Raw genomic sequence first — 21164 nt, forward strand, 5'->3', positions numbered from 1 at the left:
CTCTCGGCCCGCCCGTCAGTGCCCCTTGAGAAGGGCGCAGGCGAAATCCTCCTGCACGGTACGCAGCCGGGCCAGCAGGGCGGGCTTGTTGCTCTTGCTGGTCTGGGTGTTGATGGAGAAGGTCAGCGAGCGCGTGCCGTCGGGGGTGGTGGCGGCGAGCTGGGTGTAGCCGGGGAAGTTCCCGGTGTGGCCGTAGAGGACCCCGCAGCGGGTGGTGTACTGGAAGATCGCCAGCCCGGCGGCGTTGGTGCCGGGGCCGGCAGGCTCCGAGGAGTCCCCGGGGCGGAAGGTGAGCTGCTCCTTGCGGGTCTTCTCCGACAGCAGGGTGGGGCCGCCGTAGGCGCGGATGAAGGCGCCCAGCTCGTTGGGCGTGGAGACGATGCCGCCGGAGGCCCAGACGCTGGAGGCGCCGAGGGCTTCACTGATGTCCTCCGGTTCGGCGGGGGGGAGGACGTCGTAGCCGTGCAGGTAGGGCCGTGGGAGCTGGTAGCCCAGGGGCAGGCTGGTGCGGCGCAGACCCAGCGGGCGGTAGACGAGGTCCTTGAGCAGGTCCTCGTAGCGGCTGCCGGAGACGGCCTCGGCCATGAGCGCGACGGCGATGTTGTCCGAGTTGGAGTACTCGTACAGGGAGCCGGGACTGAAGAGCAGCGGCTCCCCGGCCACGAAGTCGAGGAGCGTGCGCGGGTCGAAGACGTGGTGCGGGTCGGCGCGGAGGATCTCCACGAACTCGGGGGCGGTGGTGTAGTCCGGCAGGCCGCTCGTGTGCTGGAGGAGCTGACGCAGGGTCACCGCGTGCCAGACCTCCGGCTGGTCGGGCAGGAGCTCGCCGATGGTGTCGTCGAGGGAGAGCCGGCCCTGGTCGACGAGCTGGAGGGCGACGGCCCCGCTGAACGCCTTGGCGATGCTGGCGATGCGCATGTGGTCGTCGGGGTGCGGCGGTCGGCCGGTCGCGATGTCGCCGACACCGGCGGTGTACACGTCCGTACGGTCTCCCCGGGTGAGGAGGGCGATCACCCCGGGCGGGCCGTCGTCCTGGGCGACGAGCCGGTCGAGCTGCTGCTGGAGGCGCTTGTCGTGGCGCGGGCCGCCATCAGCCGGACCGGGGTCGCCGGCTGCCTGCGCGGGCTGCAGCAGCCCTCCGAGCGCGGCGGCGGCGAGGGCGGTGGCGGACAGTCCGGTGCGGAGGCGGCGTCCGCGGGCGAGGGTCAGCACGTGCGTGTCTCCTGGTGTGCGGTGGGGCGGCGGGGCCGGCGAGACCCGAGCCGTACATCAGCCTGCCTAGCAGCCCGCGCCCCGCACCGGGGCCCACGGCACGCACCGGTACCCCCGGTTGGCTGCGTAAGTCGCAACCGGGCTGCGGCACACCTTCAGCACCGTTGGGCCAAGGTCGCACCCTGGGACACGGTCCAGGACAGGGCAGACGCACCTGCGCCGCGTGCGGGGTACGTACGCAGCCTGCGGAAACACGGCGTTCACCACAACGCGCACCCGGGGTAACAACCGCTTTCTAGCGTGACCGACCGTGGGATCACAGCCATATACAGGGCCGACGGAAACCACTGATGACGGTCCGTCATCCCTTCCCCGTCCTGTCAACGGCGCCACACGGGGCTCCCCACCGCATCGCAGCACCTGCACCTGCATCCAGCCCCACCGGGAGGCGTGGCATGAGCACCACCGAGTCACGACAGATCACGACGGACACGACGGAGCCCGCTGCCGACCAGGCGGTCAAGGAGACGCTGGAGGACTACACCCTCCGTTTCGCACCCCGCAGTTACCGCCGCTGGACCCCCATGGTCGTGGCCACCACGGCCCTCGGCGGCATCGCCTACATGGCCGACTTCTCCATCGGCGCCGGCATCGGCCTGGCCCACGGCACCAGCAACGCGCTCGTTGCCATCACCGTCGCCGCGGTCGTCATCTTCATCACCGGCTTCCCGCTGGCCTACTACGGCGCGCGCTACAACATCGACCTCGACCTGATCACCCGCGGCTCCGGCTTCGGCTACTACGGCTCGGTCCTCACCAGCATCATCTTCGCCAGCTTCACCTTCATCTTCTTCGCCCTCGAAGGCGCGATCATGGCCCAGGGCCTCAAACTCGGCCTCGGACTGCCGCTTTGGCTGGGCTACGCCGTCTCCACGCTCATGGTGATCCCGCTGGTCGTCTACGGCATGAAGGCGCTCAGCAAGCTCCAGGTGTGGACCACCCCGATCTGGCTGCTGCTCATGGTCGGCCCGCTGATCTACCTGATCGCCAACGACCCCGGCACGGTCGACCGCTTCCTGGCCTACCCCGGCACGAACGGCGACGGCGCCGTCAACACCGCCTCCGTCCTGCTCGGCGCGGGTGTGTGCCTGTCCTTGATCGCGCAGATCGGCGAGCAGATCGACTACCTGCGCTTCATGCCGCCCAAGACCGAGGCGAACAAGCGCACCTGGTGGACCGCCGTGATCATGGCCGGGCCCGGGTGGGTCGTGCTCGGTGCGCTCAAGCAGGCCATCGGCGTCTTCCTCGCCGTCTACATCATCGCCGAGGTCGGACCGGCCGCTGCGCCCGAGCCCATCCAGCAGTTCCGCGGCGCCTTCGAGGCGATGATGCCGTCCTGGATGGTCATCCCGCTGGCCGTGGTCCTGGTGGTCATCAGCCAGATCAAGATCAACGTGACGAACGCGTACTCCGGCTCGCTGGCCTGGACGAATTCCTTCACCCGCGTCACCAAGCACTACCCCGGCCGCATGGTCTTCGTCCTGGTCAACCTGGCCTTCGCACTCGCCCTGATGGAAGCCGACATGTTCAGCTTCCTCAACAGCATCCTGGGCTTCTACTCGAACTGCGCGATCGCCTGGGTGGTCACCGTGGCCACCGACATCGGCATCAACAAGTACGTACTGAAGCTGTCCCCGCTCCAGCCGGAGTTCCGCCGGGGCATGCTCCACGCGGTCAATCCGGTCGGCGTCGTGGCCTTCGTCGCCGCCTCCAGCCTGTCGATCGCCATGTATTTCCACCTCCTCGGCGACACCCTCCAGCCGTACTCGCCCGTGGCCGCAGCCGTCATCGCCTTCGTCGTCACCCCGCTGATGGCCGTGATCACCAAGGGCCGCTACTACTTGCGCCGCACCGAGGACGGCATCACCGAACCCCTGCTGGACACCGACGGCAACCCGAGCGCGGTCACCCTCGACTGCCACGTCTGCCGTCAGTCCTACGAGCGCCCCGACCTCACCGCCTGTGTCACCCACGACGCGGTCGTCTGCTCGCTGTGCCTGAGCACCGACAAGGTCGGCGACCACGTCCTGCCGGCTGGGTAGCCGTGACCTGAGGCGCTGGTTGCGGTTGTCGTGGGTGACGCCTCGCGTTCCGTGCCAGGTGCTTCTGTGCAGTGGGCGAGGCCCCAGGGAAGGCGTGCGATGACGGAGCCGGCCGGGCCATTGAGGTTGCCTTCGTTGACGGGTGTCCGCTTCGTTCTCGCCCTCGTGGTGGTGCTGAGCCACGTGTTCCATGTGTCCGGGCTGTTCGACGGACCGTTGCAGATGGCGCTCGGGGGACTCGCGCCGCTGGCGGGCACGGCAGTGACGGGATTCTTCGTCCTGTCGGGTTTCGTCCTGACCTGGGCGCACCGTCCCGGGGACCGGCCGCGGGCGTTCTGGCGGCGCCGCTTCTGGAAGATCTTCCCCAACCATGTCCTGGGCTGGTCTCTCGCGGTGGTGTTCTTCGGGTGCACGGGCGCGGGGCGGGTGCTGAGCATGGAGACCGGCCATGGCCCGGGCGCCGCTGTCACCGGCCTGTTCCTGCTGCAGGCCTGGGTTCCGGACGCCAACTGGTTCTTCAGCTTCAACACTCCGGCCTGGTCCATCTCGTGCGAAGCGTTCTTCTACGCGTTGTACCCGGCCCTGCTGGCTTTGACGATGCGCATTCCCGCCCGCCGGCTGCGCGCGGTGTGGGTGGCCGTCGTCCTGGTCATCCTGGTCCTGCCGGCCGTCGCCGGGCGCATCCCCGGGCCCGCCCTGTATGACTGGCTGCCCGTCAACGAGAACAGTCTGTGGTTCGGCTACGTGCTGCCGCCCGTCCGGCTGCCGGAGTTCGTTCTCGGCATCGTGACCCGCGAGGCTGTTGCAGACCGGCCTCCTTCCGCGCCCGACGCGCGCGTGGTCGCGTGGTCTGCCGGTGGCGGTCCTGGCCACGCTGCCCTTCGTGCCGCCGCAGTTCGCGCTGGGCGCGGCGATGGCCGCTCCTATGACGGTGGTCATCGCCGGCCTTGCCCTGGCCGACATCGAAGGGCGCTCCGGCTTCCTGGCCCGGCCCACTGCCGTCGCGCTCGGTGATGCCTCGTACGCCCTCTACCTCGTCCACTTCCCCCTCCTGCTCCTCTCCCGCTGGCTGGCGGGCCCCGAGCGCACATTCGGCACCTCGACGGGCGTCCCGCTGGCCCTCGGTCTGACCGGAGTGTCGGTGGGTGCGGCCTGGGTGGTCTACCGCTGCTACGAACGCCCGATCACTCGCGCCTGGAGCCGTAAGGCCCTGCAAACCGTCTGCTCCGCTCCACTGCCCACCCCCGCACGGCCACGCGAGGAGCAGGCCGACCGAGCCCACCACGAATGACGCCACCGATGCCGACCCCACGGACAACCCGTGGTCCGGTATAGAGGCTTGCACGGACCGCAGTTCCGGCTACTTCCCCGACAGGAGCGCTTCTCGGGGGAACGGGTCGGGGATGCGCACGGCATGGTCGACGCAGCCTCCGGCATGGGGAGTGTTCACGCGGGCCCGGGCCGTCTCCAGAATGGGCGAGGGCTCGCAGCCGAAGCGCAGGACAGCGCCCAGGGCGTGGGCAGCGGCGCGGTGCAGCAGGTCGAGGACCGGGCCGGGGTGGTTGAGGTTCAGTTGTGGTGGGGCCCAGACGGGCAGAACCCGTACCGCGGCGTTCATGAGGATGCGCACGGCCGTACGCTCCAGCGCGTCCTGGCCCAGACCGCGAAGAAACCGGACCGCGTCGAGGGACGCGTCGCTGGGCGCGAGGTCGCGGCGAACCGAGGCCAGGTAGGAGCGGACCTCGTCGGTCGAGGCGGGGACGGAGGAGGCGCCCAGTTCCTCGGCGATGACGGCCATTTCCCGGAAATACCGATCGCACTGCAGGTCCGTCAGCGGGCTTCCCCCGTATGCCTGATAGCCCGACAGGAAGCAGCTCGCCTCAGCGACGTGCACCCACGTGAGCAGAGCCGGATCAGAGGCCGCGTACGGCCGTCCGTCGGGCGCGGTGCCGCGGACGGGTCCGTGGCGCCGGCGGACCCTGGCGATGGCCGCCCGCGCCTGTTGGCACGACCCGAAGCTGGTCACCGCGATGAATCCCGTGGTCTGGTTGAGGCGGCGGACCGGGTCCTGCCGGTATGAGGAGTGATGAACAGCCCAGGGTCGCCCGCCGGGCCGGCCAGGCGCAAGCGAGGACAGATCACCCCCGTACACCGTCGCCTCGACACGAGCACGGATCCGCGCTGCCGCCACCGAACCCACACGTACCAGCCTCCCCAGTCGGCCAAGGAGACCCCGCCGAGGTAGCGGCCCGCTCCCGGCAGCTCGACGAGCCGCTCATCAAGCTCAACCACTGGGGGGTGGAAGCGTTACGCCACCACCACCCTCCGAGGCGACACCAACCCGCCGTTGCCACCAGCAGAGGCATCTCCCGCGCAGGAGGTGTTCACCAAGTCGCGTACAAGGTCTGCGGGGAGCGATGGATCAAGGTGGGGCGCATGGTCGGCGGGGGAACGTCGGGGTCCAGGCCGAGGCCTGGCAGTCGACGGGTGAACACCTCCAGGGTCAGGCGCAGTTGTTCGCGCGCCAGCTGTGAGCCGGGGCAGCCGTGGGGTCCGTGGCCGAAGGCCAGGTGGTGGTGACGGGCGGGGCGGCTGATGTCGAACCGGCCGGCGCGTTCGTACCGGTCCTCGTCCCGGTTGGCCGAACCGTAGGCGACCAGCACTGTGGCACCGGCGGGGAGTTTCGTGCCGGCGAGGGACACCGGCCGGGTGGCCGTGCGGCGGAAGGCCTGGACGCGCGTGTCAAAGCGTGCTGCTTCCTCCACCGCGGCCGGGATCAGCGCAGGATCGGCGCAGAGCATCTCCCACTGCGGCCGGTCGCGCAGCAGATGCAGCAGAGTGGTGCCGATCATTGCGCTGGTGGTGAGGAATCCGGCGATCAGGAGGTTCTGGAGGCTCGCCACCAGTTCGTGGCGCTGCTCCAGGGTGAGTTCGCCGCCGCCGGGAGCGAGAGTGGCCACCATGGACGAGCACAGGTCGTCCCGGGGAGCGGCGCGCCGGTCGCGGATGTATCCGTCCAGGAGGTGCTGAAGCGCGACGACGTCCGCGGCGGCGGCCGACTGAGCCTGCGGCGGCATGGGCCTGAACAGCAGCTCTTCGGCCCGGTACCCGCCGTGCACCGCGGCCGGCACGTCCGCCGGGTCCAGTCCGATCAGCCGGCCGACCACCTGCCCGGGCAGCCGACGGGCGTACGCGTCCATCAGCTCGGCCGATCCGGTCGCCGCGATGCCGTCCACCAGTTCCCGCGCGCACTCCCGGGCGTACGGCAGCAGGGCCGACACGCGTGCGGCGGACAGTCCGCGGTTCAGCACGGCCCGGTGCCGCCGGTGGTCGGCGCCGTCCGTGGTGACGACGGTGGGGCGTGGTGCGAACCCCCGCGGCAGGACGCCGAGCGCCGCTTCCGAGAGCGGGATGTCCGGCAGCAGGGCGTTCGCGGAGGAGAAGTCCTCGGCGCGCAGCAGCACTTCCCGTACGTCCTGATCCCGGGCCACCAGCCACGCGTCGAACTCGGGTACGTACGTCAGTCCCTCGGTCCGGCGGGCGCGGGCGTAGAGCGGGTACGGGTCGAGGTACAGCTCATCGCGCCTTGTCTGGTCGTGCGACGGCACACGGGCCTCCGGGTCGCGGTCGGTAGCGGGACGCGGGGCGGCAGCCCGCACGGGTGTACTCCGCTGCCGGGCCATGATGCAGGAGCCCTGCTGCCCAAGGAAGTACGCCTCCGCGCCCGCCGGAACGGATCGCCGGCGTGCCCCCGCTCTACGACCCGTTCGATTCCGGCCTCCGATTGGCGGATGTTGTCGGAGCGCGAGTCCGCATGCCCGGCTAGGGTGAGATCTCCTCAACTAGCTTCGTGGAGACGGAACATGCGCATACCTGCCCTGTCTGTCACCGTCGCGGTGGTGGCCGCGACGATAACGGGAGGAGCGGCTCCGGCCGCTGCCGACACGGTGCTCAGCACGGTCCCCCTGGAGGCCGGTACCGGCCTCCACCACAATTCCGCGACTGTGACCTATGAGCGCGTCGACGGCGCGGTGAACTCGGTCAAGATCATCTCGTTGGAGGCCTACTCCGGCGAGCCCGACTGCGTCTGGGTGGAGTGGAACGACCCGAAGGACCTGGGGGACGGCTGGGCCGCCCTCAACTCCGAGCCTCCGTGTTACGGCGGCAGCATGGGGGAGACGCTCAACCGGATCATCAAGGCGCCCAAGGGCCATCAGCTCAAAGTGCGTCTGGCCGCTTACCACGACGGCGGGATCGAAGTGATCCACAAGGACATCGCAAAGCTCTAGCCGGACCGTGCGGCAGGGGATGACGACCGTAGTGGTGACTGGCGCGACCGGGAACGTCGGACGACAGGTTGCGAGCGAGTTGCGCCGACGAGGCATCCCCCACCGCGCGCTCACCCGCAACCCGGAACGAGCCACTGCCGTACTCGGCCCCGGCGCCGACCTTGCGCAATCAGCACGGCCGCATCGAGCACCGCCTGCGCTCGGCGGGGATCCCTTTCGTGATTTCACCGAGGTCGCCCACCGGCTCTCCACCGCCCTCGGACGGACGGTGGAGTATGTCGCTGTACCCGACGAGGCAGCCCTGGCCGGCATGCTCGGGGCGGGCTTGCTCCGCTCCTGACCAGCTGATGTCGCAGCGGGTGGCGGCCGGCGCGGCAGAGTGGATCCCGGCACAGGGCCTCGCCGCCTGCGGGATCAGCGCCGGGGACCGACGTGGCCCTGCCCGGCCGCGGACACGCTGTCCTCGACTGCGCAGGCAGCCGCTGCCTCAGCGGATCGGTGTTACCGGTACAGGGCACCTATTCCTGGCGCGTGTCATTCCCCGCCCCGTCGGCTCCGTACGATTCGCGGAAGACGGTGCGCTCCCGGGCACGCCGACCTGGATGGCGCTGGTCCTCCGCCGGGTAGCCGACCGACACCAGCAGGGCAATGGCCAGGTCGTCACGGCCACCGATCCCGATCACCTGCTTCACCTTCGCCTCGTCCCAGCCGTTCATGGGCGAAGTCGCCAGGCCCATCTCCGTGGCGGCAAGCATCACGAAGGATGCCGCGATCATGGCGTCCTTGACCGCGTACTCCCGGAGCAGACCCCGCTGGTCGAGATCCTCCTGGAACACCCGTGACGCGGCGGAGAACATCGCGACGAACTCGTCGTTCCACGCTCCGCTGCACCGCGCCTGCTCGTAGACGTCGCTGTGGTCATCACGCCAGGACTGAGGCTCGGCGACGAAGACCAGTACGACCGGAGCCTCTTGCGGCTGGGGCTGGCCCCCCGTGGCCCATGCCAATCCGGCAAGGCCCTCGTCCTCGGATACCGCAACGATCGACCGGTCCTGCAGGTTCCAGCTGGTGGGGGCCTCAATGGCGAGACCGAGAAGCGCGTCGAGCGTGGTCTCCGGGATCGGGTCGGGCAGGTAGTGGCGGACGGTGCGGCGGGTGCGGATCGCTTCTGCGACAGACATCGTGGGACTCGTCATGTCACTCACTATTGGAGAGTCACTCTTCATGGGGAAGAAGGCACTATTTTGTGCGTTACTCTCCCCGCATGAAGACCACTGTGGAATCGTCCGGGCTGCCGGCCGATGTGTACTCCGCGAAGTGCCCCACACGCCAGGTCCTTGATCACATCTCCGGCAAGTGGACCATTCTGGTCGTGGACGCCCTCCTCGAAGGCACCTTGCGGTACACCGACTTGAGTCGGCGCATCGAGGGCGTGTCGCAGAAGATGCTCACTCAGACTCTGCGCGGTCTCGAAGCCGACGGGTTCGTCGCCCGCACCGTGTATCCCACCGTTCCGCCCCGGGTCGAATACGACCTGACGGAGCTCGGCCGCAGCCTCGCGGAGCCGATCACCGCGCTCCGTCAGTGGACGGAAACCCATATCAACGAGATCGAGCGGGCCCGGGCCCGGGTCACGTCAGAGGCTGGAAAGGCCCCCTGAGTCGCAGGACGGCCGTGCCGGACGCGGCCAGGGCCTTCGCTGGAACGGCGTAGTTGCGCAGCCACCCTTTGCAGGGTGAGCAGGTCATCAGGGACGCGGAAGGGTGCCCTCACCTTTCTATTACGACACGCGTTCGATTGGCCGCGCGAGCGGCCCGTCGGGTCACCGGCCGTACCAAAGTTTGAGTGGCGCGGGCCGTAGGGGCAGGGCGCTCATCGACTGCGGAACGGCAGGGGCGGGGCGGCCGACTCTGTTCGTCAGGGCGCTATGCCCCCATTGCGCAGATATTCTGGGAAGTGTGATCGAGTCTGGACGGCCGTGGCTCCGCCGGCGCTACGGCCGGGGGATGCTCGTTCGGCTGTCGCCAGTCATTCTGACCGTCGTAATCGCCAGCCTGGCCTACACCACTCCGCCTGAAATGGCCTTCAGTCGTCTCCTGCCGGCGGCGCCGGCCCTGGCAGCCGCCATGTGGCCGGTCCTGCCCACCGTCCTGCTCGGGACGGTCTGCCTCTTTCTGATGATCGGCCTCAGCCTCGTCTTCCCCGACCTGGGAACGTGGTGGACAGCCGCGGGGATCATCGCGGTCACCGTGGCCGCCGCGTACGGAAGCCATGTCCGGCTGCAGCGGGAGCGCACCCTCTTCCAGGTACGGCTCGTCGCCGAAGCGGCGCAACAGGTGGTGCTGAGCCCTATCCCACGCCGCTTCCGGAACGTCGAGATCGAGTCGCTGTACCTCGCGGCCGCGGCGGAGGCCCGCATCGGCGGAGACTTCTACGAGGTGGTCGACACGCCATTCGGGGTCAGGCTGCTCATCGGTGACGTGCGGGGCAAGGGCCTGCCGGCAGTGGGGGCGGCCGCCGCGATCGTCAACGCCTTCCGGGAGGCGGCCTACGGTGAGGCCGACATGGTCAACGTCGCACGCAGGCTGGACGCCAGCAGCACCCGTTACAACGCCGCCTTTCCCCCCGAGGGGCCGATGGAGCGCTTCGCCACCGCCCTCCTCGTCGAGATCCCGCACAAAGGCAGACGTATCGACATCCTCAACTGCGGACACCCCCCGCCGCTGCTCCTGAGCCGCAGAAAGCTCCGTGTCCTCGAGTCCGACAACCCCTCGCCACTGCTCAGCCTCGCGGAGCTCATCGGCGATCACTACAGCGTCGACACCTACGATTTCGCCCCCGGCGACCTGCTGCTCCTCTATACCGACGGGATCGCCGAGGCCCGCGCCCGCGACGGCGAGTTCTTCCCGCTGGCAGCTTGGATGCGTCGACAGCCCCCGACACCGCCCCGCGAACTGCTCACGGATCTTCACCGCGACCTCCTCCGCTACACAAGAGGACGCCTTGACGACGACATCGCCGCCCTTGCCGTACGCCTGCGTGAGTCCTGAGGCACGGAGTGCCAGCGAGCGGCCCGCACCGCTCACCCTTGATGGCACGCACGCGAGAGTTGAACGTCAAGCGTACGGCCGGCTCGTCGCGGCGCTGTCGTCTGCGGCGAGCCACTGGGCGGCGAGGCGGTCCCGTGGCGCGCCCACCCAGTCCGCGCCGCGGCCCTCGCCCGAGCGGTTGTCAGACCTCTGCTGTGACCGACCCGCGAGCTCTGCTTGTTCTAGTGCCGCATCAGGCAACGTTCGCCCTGTCGTGACGCGCCGTCCGGAGTGCAGGTCCGGGCGGTAAGCGCCCGCCATGCTGTCCTCGTGGCTGAGCGTGTGCGGGTGCGTGAGATCGACGCGCTCCTCGCAGGCCGAGGCCGCCCGCCCCCTCGATCACTGGCTCACCAACCGCTTCCACGCCCATTCCGCACGCATGGGCCTCCTGTGGCGAACCCCCGTCCGGCACGAGCCTTGGCCACTGGTCCACGCGACGACGGTGGCTCTCACGCAGACCCTCACCCGGGCCGCCGGCCTACCCGACCCCGAAACAGAGCCGACAACCCACACGTCCCCCTGCGTCGGACCGGTCAGACTCGGCCCGGCCCGACCCGCCTGAGCCACCTGGGCAGGCCGGCGTCACCTGGCCGCCAAGCCCTAGATCCAGGAGTGCGTCTTTGCGCCCGGTCAGGATCGGCCCGACCGAGTCAGCGGGAATCCGTTGCGTCGTCCTCGTCCGGGCCGGGAGCTGCCGTGCCGCCGGCGGCCTGGCGGGCGGCTCGTTCCGCGCGGAGTTCTTCGGCGACCTCGTAGGCACGGCCCGGGTCGTAGACGGTGACCGAAGTGCCAGGGCTGTACATCGCGGATGCCCGGGGCGTGTACCCATAGCTCTCGACGCGGCGCCGGGCGGCTATGCCGTCGACCTCGCCGATGGGTACCCGCCACAGCTCGGCGGTGTGGGACGGGGTCCACCACTCGTCCGGACGCACGAAGTCTCGCTTGACGTCCGTCCGACGCTCCACCGCCACCTGGGCCGGGGCGAGTTGCTCGGTCAACCAGCTGGTCAGCGCCTGTGCATCGACCCGAGAGAGCGGTGCGAAGGTCGCCGGTTCGCACTCCACCGTCTCGTCGCGGGTATGCAGCATCACCTTGATCGACTGTCGCTGCCCGAGACTGAGTCGCTCGATGACGACGACTCGCTGCAGATCAGCCATCGCCATGGTCGACGAACGCAGAAAGCGGGCGATGAGGACCTGGGCCGGAGTTCCCCGGGGGCGGAACTCGACCCACCGCACCGTCGTGGACACCGTGACGCACACCACGGCCACGATGAGCAGGATCATTCCGACGACCGTGAGCGCCAGGAGGACCCACAGAATGCCCCAGGCGACGGAACTCCCCGAGATCACGGCGCCCAGCAGAACGCCCAGCAGCAGGGGGGCGGCGACCACCGCCGGGACCACGATGCTCGCGCCGAACCCGAACGCCAGCTGGCGGACCCGGCTGGGGACGAACAGCAGCCGCCATCCGTCCGTCACGGGTAACACAACTTTCGCCAGCGGGCCAGAACGCTGAGATCTCATGGCTCAAAGGTAGGACCGTGCAAAGGAGTTCGTAAGGCCACTGCGAGCCGCACCTTCTCGAGGACGGGAACCGCAGGCGACAGCGCGTCAGCCGGTCAGGTGGGTGCAGAGGTCGGCCACGGCTTGGGGGTCCGGGTAGGCCGCGAGTTGTTCCAGGGGCAGCGGCTGGCCGGCGGGGTCCAGCCGAGTCGCCGAGGAAGCGAAGGCCCAGAGCGGGTGATGGCGCGGCGCGGCGGCGGGCGGTGCCGCCTGACGGGCGCCGGAGCGGTCAGAGCTCCGAGGCGTCGACCACGGCGACGTCCGGCTGGGACCGCAGGGTCGGGAGGGGGACGACGAGGACGGGGCACGGCGCGTGCGCGGCGCAGTACCGTGCGGTGGAGAACCCCGGGCAGCAGGCGTCGTCGCCGGGCGCCGACGACGAGGAGGTCGCCGTCCCGGTCGGCGGTCCGGGTGAGGACCGGTCCGGCGCCGCCCAGGGCGGCGACGGCCGAGAAGCGGACACCGGGAGGGCGGCCGCCCGTTCCGAAGACGGATTCGAGGACGGGCCCACCACGCCTCACCCTCGTGCGAGCGGTTGCGAAGCGCCCGCTCCAACGTCTCGACCACCACCTCGTGAGGCAGCGCGGGCGGTTTCTCGAAGCGCAGATGAGAGTGCATCCCACGAGGCTACGGGCCTGCGACCACGGCGAGACCAGGGCAAACGTTGCCTGATGGGGCACTAGCCTGGCTCGATGATGTACGAGGGGGACTTCCGGGTCGGCGACGTGCTGTCGGTCGCCTGCCCGTTCACGCCGACCAGGGTCGAACGAGGCGTGATGTGGGACCACGTGTCGGTGCGGTGGCCGTGGTGGCGCATCGACACCGACAGCGCCTTCTTCCGCTGGAACGGGATCGTTGCCCTGGGTGTGGACAGTGGCGGGTACGTCTCGGCGGAGGCCGGGGCGGAACTGTTCCGGACCGATCCGCCGCCCGAGCACCTGAAGGCGGGGGACGCCTGCCGGGTCGGAGTCCCGCCGACCGTAGTCCACGTGACTGCTGTCGACCACCACGTGCCTCCACTGGAGACGGGCTGGCTACCCCGCCCCGAGCTGACCGTGGTCGTGCTGCGCCGCGGTCTGTCGTACCGGGAGTTTCCGGACGGCAGCCATCTCAACGGCGAGGGTTATAGCCTCCACCCGGGCGACGGGATCCCCTTTGCGTTTGAGCTGCTGATGCGGCCGTACGCCTTTTTGCGGCCGGGCGACGAGGTCGCCGACGCCGCCGGGCGGGCGTGGCTGTTCGACGGCCCCTGGAGCTGGACCGCCTTCGATGCGGCGGGGCCCGGCACAGGCCCCGAGTGGCCGCTCGTCTTGCTGACCCGCTCAGGAGTGCCCTGCTCCGTCGCGGACGCGGAGGCAGTCGCCGAAGGCACGGCGATCGGTTCCCACCAGAAGACCGTCCGGCACTGGATGTCTCTCACCCAGGCATCGCCCACGCCCTAGCCGGCAACGTTGCCGTCGGCCTGGTCCGGAGCAGTGCTGTGAAGCCGCGAACGCCTTCGCCGGCCGGTTTGCCGCCGGGCAGGATCAGGGGCGGTCGGTGCTCAGGGGGAGGATCGCGCCGGCGCGTACGGAATGGATGACCGCGTCATGCAGGGCCCGGCTCGCCTCTTCGCTGGGGCACGGGACGGGGCTTCCGGCGAGGGGGAGCCAGTCGGACCCCCCGCTGTACTGCACCGTGACATGCGCCAGACCATCGGCCTCGGTCCAGGTGGTGTGAATATCGAGCTCACCGGTGAGGACGGGGCCGGCCTCGCCGGTCTGTACTCCGTCCCGTCCGGCGAAAATCCCGCGGGTGGTCCATGATGCCCAGCTCATCCGGCCTCCCAGCTGCGTTCGTCGTCCTGCCAGTGTGAACGAGCCGGCCCTGCCGCGCCTCTGCAGGCCGGGGATATCGGTCCGGATCAGGTTGAGGAGCGGTAAGAGCCCCGACGCTCGCGGTTCAGTCGACAGGGCGCCATTGGTCCTTCACTGTGGGTGACCGTCGCACGCTCGGGATGCCTCGCGCTGTTGCGTGGTGTGCGGGTGCCTGTGGCCGTGGCGCGCTCGGCGGGTCAGGCAGCCGGGGCGGCGGCGCTGACGGTCTGGGACTGGAGTACGTCCTCGCCGTACAGGTCTCGCACCCAGTCGGTCTGGTAGACGGTTTCGAGGTAGCGCTCGCCGAGGTCGGGGGCGATGGCGACCGCGGTCACCTGCCGTTCCTGCTGAGCCAGCCATTGGGTGGCGCCGTTGACGACGGTGCCGGTGGAGCCGCCGAAGATGAAGCCGTGGCGGGCCAGTTGGTGGCACGTACGAATCGTCTCGGCTTCGTCGACGTGTACCACGTCGTCGACGTAGGAGGTGTCGAGTAGCGGGGGGCGGATGCTGGTGCCGAGGCCGGGGATCATGCGGCGACTGGGCGTCTGTCCGAAGGTGGCAGAGCCTTCTGTGTCGATCGCGACGATGCGTACCGGGCGGTGCCAGGTGCGGAAGTAGCGGGCGCACCCCATGAGGGTCCCGGTGGTGCCGGCCCCGATGAAGAGGACATCAAGGTCGGGGAAGGCGCGGGCGATGGCCGGTGCGGTGGTGCGGTAGTGAGCGGTGTGGTTGTTGGGGTTGGTGTACTGGTTGAGCCATACGTAGCGGTCGTCGGACGCGCACAGGGCGCGGACGCGGTCGATGCGGGCGCCGAGCAGGCCGCCGGTGGGGGAGGGCCCGGTGACGATGTGGATCTGGGTGCCGAGGGCTTCCAGGAGGAGCCGGGTCGCCAGGTTGCAGCGGGAGTCGATGACGCACACGAACCGGTAGCCCTTGCTGGCAGCGATCATGCTCAGCGCCACGCCGAGGTTGCCGGAGGAGGATTCGACCAGGATGGAGCCAGGGGTGAGCAGGCCGTCGCGTTCGGCGGCCTCGACCATTGCGGTTGCGGCTTTGAGTTTGATGGACCCCGCGAAATTGAATCCTTCGCATTTGAGGAACATCCGGTGCCCGGTGATTGCCTCGAGGTCGACGTAGAGGTCGTCTTGGTTGAATTCCTGGGGGGTGGATATGACCGGCACGGGGCACCTCCTTGTATGCGTTCACGGCTGGTGTCTGGGGCCGCCAGCCTGTGTGGGGGCGGCTCGGGGAAGGCGTCGCTTGCTGCCACGTCTTCGGGCCTCTTCCAGTACGCGGGATGACCGTGGCTCTGTCATGTCACCGGATGTCGGGGCTTGACGCCGGCCGTGATCACGGATATGCGCCGGGCGGCACGGCTCTCGTGTGTACACGCTTGCGCGGCGGTATGCCGTGCCACACCGGCGAGCGCTGACCGCTCTACCTGGCTGAGCGCCTTTCCCGTATGCACGCGGCCGGGCTGTCCGGCGGTGCTTACCGCTGCAGGTGCGTGGTGTCAAGTCCCGACATTCAGCGGCGTGACGGATATGTGCCGACCGGGCCTACTGGAGAGGCGGCATCACGAACCCGATCGATGCCGAAAGGCATTTCCCGACAGCGGAACACGCGCATTTAGGTGGATTAACATGTTTTTCTTCTTTGGTGACCCGATGAGAGCCCCCGGCGCCCGAACCGTCGTCGTCGAGGAGCGCACATGCTAGAGAAATCCACCGATGCCTGGACGGCCGGCCCGCCCGGCACCTCAACGCTTTCCGGCAGCAGGCCCGAAGGCAGGCCAAACGGCATGTCCGGCGGCCCGCCGGCCGAGACCGCGCAGCTCGCGCGGCTCCTTGCGGAGGTGCTGGCCGAAGTCGTCGGAGTGGAGCAGGTGCCCGGCGACAGCAACTTCTTTGATGAGCTGGGCGCTGATTCGATGGTGATGGCGGGGTTTTGTGCCCGGGTCAGGAAGCGGGCGGACCTGCCGCCTGTATCGATGAAGGACGTCTACCGGCATCCCACAGCCGACAACCTGGCCTCCGCGCTCACCCACGCCGCGCCCGCGGCGGCCTCTGAGTCCACCTACGCAGCGCCCGCAGCCTCGGCACCCGTATCCGTCCATCCGGCCGTCCCGGCATCAACGCCGCAGTCTGCTTCGGCGTCTGCTTCGACGTCCGCTTCGGCGTCTGCTTCGGCGCGCAGGATCGCGGCGCGGGCGGGCACAGGGCAGTACCTGCTGTGCGGAATGCTGCAGCTCCTGGTGTTCCTCGGCTATTCCTACCTCGCTGCCCTGACCACGGTCCGAGGCCTCGAGTGGGTCAGCGCCGGCACCGGTGTGCTCGATGTCTACCTGCGATCCGTACTGGTGGGCAGCGCGCTCTTTGCCGGCGTGTGCATGGTGCCGATCGTGGCGAAGTGGACCCTCATCGGTCGTTTCACGCCGCGCGAGTTCCCCGTCTGGAGCCTCGGCTACCTGCGCTGGTGGCTGGTCAAGACCTTGATCCGCACAAGCCCTGTCCGTCTGTTCGCCGGGTCGCCGTTGTACGTGGCCTATCTCAGGGCGCTCGGCGCGAAGATCGGGCGCAATGTCGCGATCTTCTCCACTCACATCCCTGTCTGCACCGACCTGCTCACGATCGGTGACGGAACGGTGATCCGCAAGGACGTGCTCTTCTCCTGCTACCGGGCACACGCCGGTCTCATCCAGACCGGCCCCGTCACCCTCGGCAGCAATGTCCTCGTCAGCGAACAGACCGTCCTCGACATCAACACCTCGATGGGCAGCCAGGCCCAGCTCGGGCACGCCTCCAGCCTGCACGCCGGGCAGACCGTCCCCGCCGGCGAGCGCTGGCACGGGTCACCGGCCGAGCCCACGAGCACAGACTTCCGTACGGTCGGTGCCGGCGACTGCTCCACCGCCAGGAAAGTCCGCTACACCGTCGGGCAGCTGCTCGCCATGGTGCTGGTGTATCTGCCCCTGGCCACCGGCGGCGTCACCGTGCTGCTGGCCCCGCTGTCGCAGCTGACCACACCGCTTCAGGCCGGGACTTCGGCGTTCACCAGCGGAACGTTCTACCTAGGTGCGCTGGCCGCGTCCTTCGTGCTGTTCTTCGGCGCCGCTTTGGCGGGGCTGGTCATCCAGGGCGTCGTGCCGCGCCTGCTCAATCGGGCGGTCAAGCCGGACACGGTCTATCCGCTCTACGGCTTCCACTACGGTCTGCAGCGGGCCATCACACTTCTGACCAACAGGAAGTTCTTCACCGCGCTGTTCGGGGACAGCTCCGCGATCGTCCACTACCTGCGCTATCTCGGCTACGACCTGTCCCGCGTCACACAGACCGGTTCGAACTTCGGTTCCGAAGTGAAGCACGACAGCCCGTTCTTGACCTCGGTGGGCAGCAAGACGATGGTCGCCGACGGCCTGTCGGTCATCAACACCGATTTCTCCAACACGTCGTTCAGGCTGTCCCGGGTCTCGATCGGCGCCCACAATTTCCTCGGCAACCGCATCGCATATCCCTCGCAGGCCAGGACCGGTGACAACTGTCTGCTGGCGACGAAGGTGATGGTCCCGGTCGACGGAGAAGTACGGGAAAACGTGGGCCTGCTGGGCTCGCCTCCCTTCGCCATTCCGCGCACGGTGATGCGGGACACCCGGTTCCAGGACCTGGAGAGCGGCAGCGAGCTGCGCCGGCGCCTGGCCGCCAAGAACCGGCACAATGCCGTCACGGCGGGGCTGTACCTGATGGCGCGCTGGATCCACGTCTTCGCCGTGACCCTCGTCGCCCTGGGCGCCACAACCCTCTACCCCTCGCTGGGTGCGTCGGCGTTCGCGCTGGCCAGTGTCCTCACACTGCTGTTCACCGCCGTCTACTTCGCGCTGATCGAACGGGCCACCACCGGATTCAAGGCCCAGAAGCCGCTGTACTGCTCGATCTACGAACCGTCGTTCTGGCGGCACGAGCGCTTCTGGAAGTTGGCGTCGGTCGACTACGCGCAGGTCTTTGACGGGACCCCGTTCAAGAACGTCATCTGGCGGTTGCTGGGCGCGCGGATCGGCAAGCGGGTCTTCGACGACGGCTGCTTCTTCCCGGAGCGGACCCTCGTCACCATCGGGGACGACTGCACGCTGAACGCGGGCACGGTGGTCCAGTGCCACTCGCAGGAGGACGGCGCTTTCAAGTCCGACCGCACCACGATCGGTGACGGCTGCACCCTCGGTGTCGGCGCGTTCGTCCACTACGGCGTGACGCTGGCAGACGGCGTCCAGCTCGCCTGCGACTCCTTCCTCATGAAAGGCGAGCAGGTCCCGCAACGGGCCCGGTGGGCAGGAAACCCGGCCCGGCAGCTGACCGACAACACCCCGCCACCCGCAGCGCTGCCGGCACACCCGTCCGGCGCCGCGCCCCTGCACCCCGTACACCCCAACCCGCTCGGCGGCATCTGACGCCCAGCCCCAACCCCATCAGCACCAGCACCAGCACCAGCACAGGAGAGAGACCCCTCATGGCGCTCAAAGCATCTACCAGTAGAGAGTTCTGGCATGGCGTCCTGGCCGCCGGCAGCGGCTTCACGCCGCTTCCACGCTGGACCCGCGTGCCGGTTGCCGGCGTGGCCGAGTACGAGACGCCGGTCCCGGCCGGCCAGGCGACAGCATTGCGCCGACTGGCAGACGACCTGGCAGTGCCGCTGAACTGTGTGCTGCTGACCGCCCACGCGAAGGTGCTGGCCGCGCTGAGCGGCGAACAGGAGATCACCACCGGTTACGTCGCTGCCGTCGGCGGCAGGCCGCTGCCGTGCAGGCTGACGGCCGGCCCCGGCTCATGGAAGAGCCTGCTGCTGCACACCCACCACACCATCGCGCAGCTGCTGGCCCACCAGGACTTCCCCGTCGATGACCTCAGGCGCGAACTCGGCCTGACCGAAGCACCCTTCGAGACCGTGCTCGATCCCACCGGCATCAGCGGCGACCTCCCCGCCGCCGACGGTAAGCCGGCCCCGGACAGCAGCACCCTGGCCGCAGACACGGCGCTGTGGATAGGTGCCGCCCACCACGACGACGGACGGCTGACGCTGCGGCTGCGCTACCGCACCGACGTCCTCGACGCGGACTGCGCCGCCCGGATCGCCGGATACCACCTGACCGCGCTCGCCCTGATCGCCGCTGACCCGGATGCCGATCACGCAAGTCAGAGCCTGGTCTCGGCCGAAGAACTTCGTTTCCAGCTCCATGGCCTTGCCGGGCCGCACCGAGACCTGCCCGAGCACCGAGTGCACGAGCTGTTCGAGCAGCGTGTACGGCAGCACCCGAACGCCGTCGCCGCTCAGCACGGCAACCGGACGTGGACCTACGAGGAGCTCAACGCCCGCGCCAACCGGCTGGCCCGAGCCCTGCGGGCCCAAGGACTGCACCGTGAAGGAGTGGTCGCGGTGGCGATGGAGAGGAACCTGGACTGGCTGGCCGCCGTCCTGGCCGTCTTCAAAGCGGGCGGCACGTACCTGCCCATCGAGCCGCACCTGCCGGCCGAACGCATCAAAGCCATGCTGGCCCGTGCCGGATGCGGGCTCGTGATGACACAACCGGCCCCCACCACCCTCCAGCCGGCCCTCGCCTCCCAGCCCGCGGTCCAGATGCTGTTCGTCGACACCGCCTTCGGCCAGGAGCATTCCGGGACCGACCTCGGTATCGAGGTCGCACCCGACCAGCTGGCCTACATCTACTTCACCTCCGGCTCGACGGGTGAGCCCAAGGGCGCGATGTGCGAACACCAGGGCATGCTCAACCACCTCTACGCCAAGATCGACGACCTCGAGATCGGCGAAGGGCAGGTGGTCGCCCAGACCGCGCCCCAGTGCTTCGACATCTCGCTGTGGCAACTGCTCGCCCCACTGCTGGTCGGCGGGCGAACCCTGCTGATCGAGCAGGAAGCGATCCTCGACGCCGCACGGTTCGTCGACACCGTTGCCCGCGGCCGGGTCACCGTGCTGCAGGTAGTCCCCTCCTACCTCGACGTCGTCGTGTCCCATCTCGAGCAGCACCCCCGGACGCTGCCGGACCTGCGCTATGTGTCGGTCACGGGTGAGGCGCTGAAGAAGGAACTCGCCCAGCGCTGGTTCACCGCCCAGCCCGACATCAAACTCGTCAACGCCTACGGGCTGACCGAGACCAGCGACGACACCAACCACGAGATCATGGACCGCACACCGGACACCGACCGGGTCCCGCTGGGCCGGCCCGTCAACAACGTGCACCTCTACGTCGTCGACGAGCACCTCAACCCGGTGCCGCTCGGCGCGCCCGGCACGATCGTCTTCTCCGGGGTCTGCGTCGGCCGCGGCTACGTCAACGACCCCGAGCGCACCCGGCCCACGTACCTTGCCGATCCTCACCGTGAGGGCCGGCGCCTGTACCGCAGCGGCGACGTCGGCCGCTGGCTGCTCGACGGCAAGCTGGAATTCCTCGGCCGCCGCGACAACCAGGTCAAGATCCGCGGTTTCCGTATCGAGACCGGCGAGATCGAAAACACCCTGCTACGAGCACCCGGGGTCCGCGACAGCGCCGTGGTGGTCACCGAACGGCCCGACCACAGCACCCACCTGGTGGCGTTCTACACCGCCCCGCAGCCGCTCGAAACCAGCATCCTGCTGGACCGGCTGGGCACGTCACTGCCCGGGTACATGGTCCCCTCGGTCATCCACTGGCAGGAAAGCCTCCCGCTGACCGCCAACAGCAAAATCGACCGGAAGGCCCTGACGGCCCTGGCCACGCAACTTCACGACGCCGAGGACGACGTCCAGGCGCCGAACACGCCCGCCGAACAGCGGATGGCGGCCGCGTGGGCGCGCGTGCTCGGCATTCCGCAAGGGCGGATCGACCGGCGCGACAACTTCTTCGACCGGGGCGGCACCTCCCTTTCGTCCGTGAGACTCGCCATCACCCTGGACCGCGCGGTATCTCCGGCAGACGTCATCCGCCACCCCGTCCTCACCGATCTGGCCCGGTTCCTGGACACCGCATCCCACCGGCGCCCCACCGCACAGCCGGCCTCACCCTGAT

Annotated in this window: 19 protein-coding genes; 11 read left to right on the forward strand and 8 right to left on the reverse strand. The window is 69.1% G+C overall.

Features of this window, described 5'->3' with window-relative positions; translation table 11 throughout:
* Positions 1–15 precede the first annotated feature (15 nt).
* Positions 16–1212 carry a serine hydrolase domain-containing protein gene (locus tag OHA89_RS36040; protein WP_406367978.1) on the reverse strand — a complete coding sequence of 399 codons (1197 nt, stop codon included), beginning with the start codon at positions 1210–1212 and terminating at the stop codon, positions 16–18.
* A gap of 455 nt (positions 1213–1667) precedes the next feature.
* Between OHA89_RS36040 and OHA89_RS36045 the strand changes: the two genes are divergently transcribed.
* From OHA89_RS36045 to OHA89_RS36055, 3 genes are all read left to right on the forward strand, one after another.
* Positions 1668–3314, forward strand: a complete 1647-nt coding sequence (locus OHA89_RS36045) for a cytosine permease (protein WP_266612129.1) — start codon at positions 1668–1670, stop codon at positions 3312–3314.
* A 99-nt stretch (positions 3315–3413) separates the two neighbouring features.
* On the forward strand, positions 3414–4328 hold the full coding sequence (locus tag OHA89_RS36050) for an acyltransferase (RefSeq protein WP_266612131.1): 915 nt from the start codon (positions 3414–3416) through the stop codon (positions 4326–4328).
* A complete protein-coding gene (locus OHA89_RS36055) occupies positions 4240–4605 on the forward strand; it encodes an acyltransferase (RefSeq protein WP_266612133.1) in 366 nt (121 codons plus the stop codon). The genes OHA89_RS36050 and OHA89_RS36055 overlap by 89 nt, the downstream gene beginning before the upstream one ends.
* A 69-nt stretch (positions 4606–4674) precedes the next feature.
* Here OHA89_RS36055 and OHA89_RS36060 read toward each other — a convergent pair whose 3' ends face one another.
* Both OHA89_RS36060 and OHA89_RS36065 read right to left on the reverse strand, forming a co-directional pair.
* A complete protein-coding gene (locus tag OHA89_RS36060) occupies positions 4675–5514 on the reverse strand; it encodes an oxygenase MpaB family protein (protein WP_406367979.1) in 840 nt (279 codons plus the stop codon).
* Between the two features lie 184 nt (positions 5515–5698).
* A complete protein-coding gene (locus tag OHA89_RS36065) occupies positions 5699–6922 on the reverse strand; it encodes a cytochrome P450 (protein WP_406367980.1) in 1224 nt (407 codons plus the stop codon).
* Positions 6923–7177: 255 nt separating this feature from the next.
* Between OHA89_RS36065 and OHA89_RS36070 the strand changes: the two genes are divergently transcribed.
* Both OHA89_RS36070 and OHA89_RS36075 read left to right on the forward strand, forming a co-directional pair.
* On the forward strand, positions 7178–7603 hold the full coding sequence (locus OHA89_RS36070) for a hypothetical protein (protein ID WP_266612135.1): 426 nt from the start codon (positions 7178–7180) through the stop codon (positions 7601–7603).
* Positions 7604–7622: 19 nt separating this feature from the next.
* The gene (locus tag OHA89_RS36075) at positions 7623–7943 is read left to right on the forward strand and encodes an NAD(P)H-binding protein (RefSeq protein WP_266612136.1); all 321 of its coding nucleotides are present in this window, start codon (positions 7623–7625) and stop codon (positions 7941–7943) included.
* 178 nt (positions 7944–8121) lie between these two features.
* On the opposite strand, the gene OHA89_RS36080 is transcribed toward OHA89_RS36075, so the two are convergent.
* Positions 8122–8784, reverse strand: coding sequence for a nitroreductase family protein (locus OHA89_RS36080; RefSeq protein WP_266612138.1), 663 nt, complete (start codon positions 8782–8784; stop codon positions 8122–8124).
* 83 nt (positions 8785–8867) lie between these two features.
* On the opposite strand from OHA89_RS36080, the gene OHA89_RS36085 reads away from it, so the two are divergent.
* From OHA89_RS36085 to OHA89_RS36095, 3 genes are all read left to right on the forward strand, one after another.
* A complete protein-coding gene (locus OHA89_RS36085; protein WP_215140360.1) occupies positions 8868–9263 on the forward strand; it encodes a helix-turn-helix domain-containing protein in 396 nt (131 codons plus the stop codon).
* A 346-nt stretch (positions 9264–9609) separates the two neighbouring features.
* Positions 9610–10653 carry a PP2C family protein-serine/threonine phosphatase gene (locus tag OHA89_RS36090; protein ID WP_266947155.1) on the forward strand — a complete coding sequence of 348 codons (1044 nt, stop codon included), beginning with the start codon at positions 9610–9612 and terminating at the stop codon, positions 10651–10653.
* 298 nt (positions 10654–10951) lie between these two features.
* Complete coding sequence (locus tag OHA89_RS36095; protein WP_406367981.1) at positions 10952–11254, forward strand: DUF2071 domain-containing protein; 303 nt, start codon at positions 10952–10954, stop codon at positions 11252–11254.
* Positions 11255–11342: 88 nt separating this feature from the next.
* Here OHA89_RS36095 and OHA89_RS36100 read toward each other — a convergent pair whose 3' ends face one another.
* Positions 11343–12173 (reverse strand): hypothetical protein, encoded by an 831-nt coding sequence (locus OHA89_RS36100; protein WP_266612146.1) that lies wholly within the window; start codon positions 12171–12173, stop codon positions 11343–11345.
* Between the two features lie 313 nt (positions 12174–12486).
* Positions 12487–12720, reverse strand: a complete 234-nt coding sequence (locus tag OHA89_RS36105; protein WP_406367982.1) for a hypothetical protein — start codon at positions 12718–12720, stop codon at positions 12487–12489.
* Between the two features lie 229 nt (positions 12721–12949).
* On the opposite strand from OHA89_RS36105, the gene OHA89_RS36110 reads away from it, so the two are divergent.
* Entirely contained in the window at positions 12950–13699 is a 750-nt protein-coding gene (locus OHA89_RS36110) for a hypothetical protein (RefSeq protein WP_406367983.1), read from the forward strand.
* A gap of 84 nt (positions 13700–13783) precedes the next feature.
* Here the strand turns inward: OHA89_RS36110 and OHA89_RS36115 are convergent, their stop codons facing one another.
* Positions 13784–14074, reverse strand: coding sequence for a hypothetical protein (locus OHA89_RS36115; protein ID WP_215140358.1), 291 nt, complete (start codon positions 14072–14074; stop codon positions 13784–13786).
* A 236-nt stretch (positions 14075–14310) separates the two neighbouring features.
* Positions 14311–15294 carry a 2,3-diaminopropionate biosynthesis protein SbnA gene (sbnA, locus tag OHA89_RS36120; RefSeq protein ID WP_406367984.1) on the reverse strand — a complete coding sequence of 328 codons (984 nt, stop codon included), beginning with the start codon at positions 15292–15294 and terminating at the stop codon, positions 14311–14313.
* 530 nt (positions 15295–15824) lie between these two features.
* Between sbnA and OHA89_RS36125 the strand changes: the two genes are divergently transcribed.
* Together OHA89_RS36125 and OHA89_RS36130 are read left to right on the forward strand one after the other, a co-directional pair.
* Entirely contained in the window at positions 15825–18554 is a 2730-nt protein-coding gene (locus tag OHA89_RS36125) for a Pls/PosA family non-ribosomal peptide synthetase (RefSeq protein ID WP_406367985.1), read from the forward strand.
* A 59-nt stretch (positions 18555–18613) separates the two neighbouring features.
* Positions 18614–21163 carry a non-ribosomal peptide synthetase gene (locus OHA89_RS36130; RefSeq protein WP_406367986.1) on the forward strand — a complete coding sequence of 850 codons (2550 nt, stop codon included), beginning with the start codon at positions 18614–18616 and terminating at the stop codon, positions 21161–21163.
* Position 21164: the final 1 nt, after the last annotated feature.

It is taken from the genome of Streptomyces sp. NBC_01546, from assembly GCF_045208355.1.
Lineage (GTDB): Bacteria > Actinomycetota > Actinomycetes > Streptomycetales > Streptomycetaceae > Streptomyces.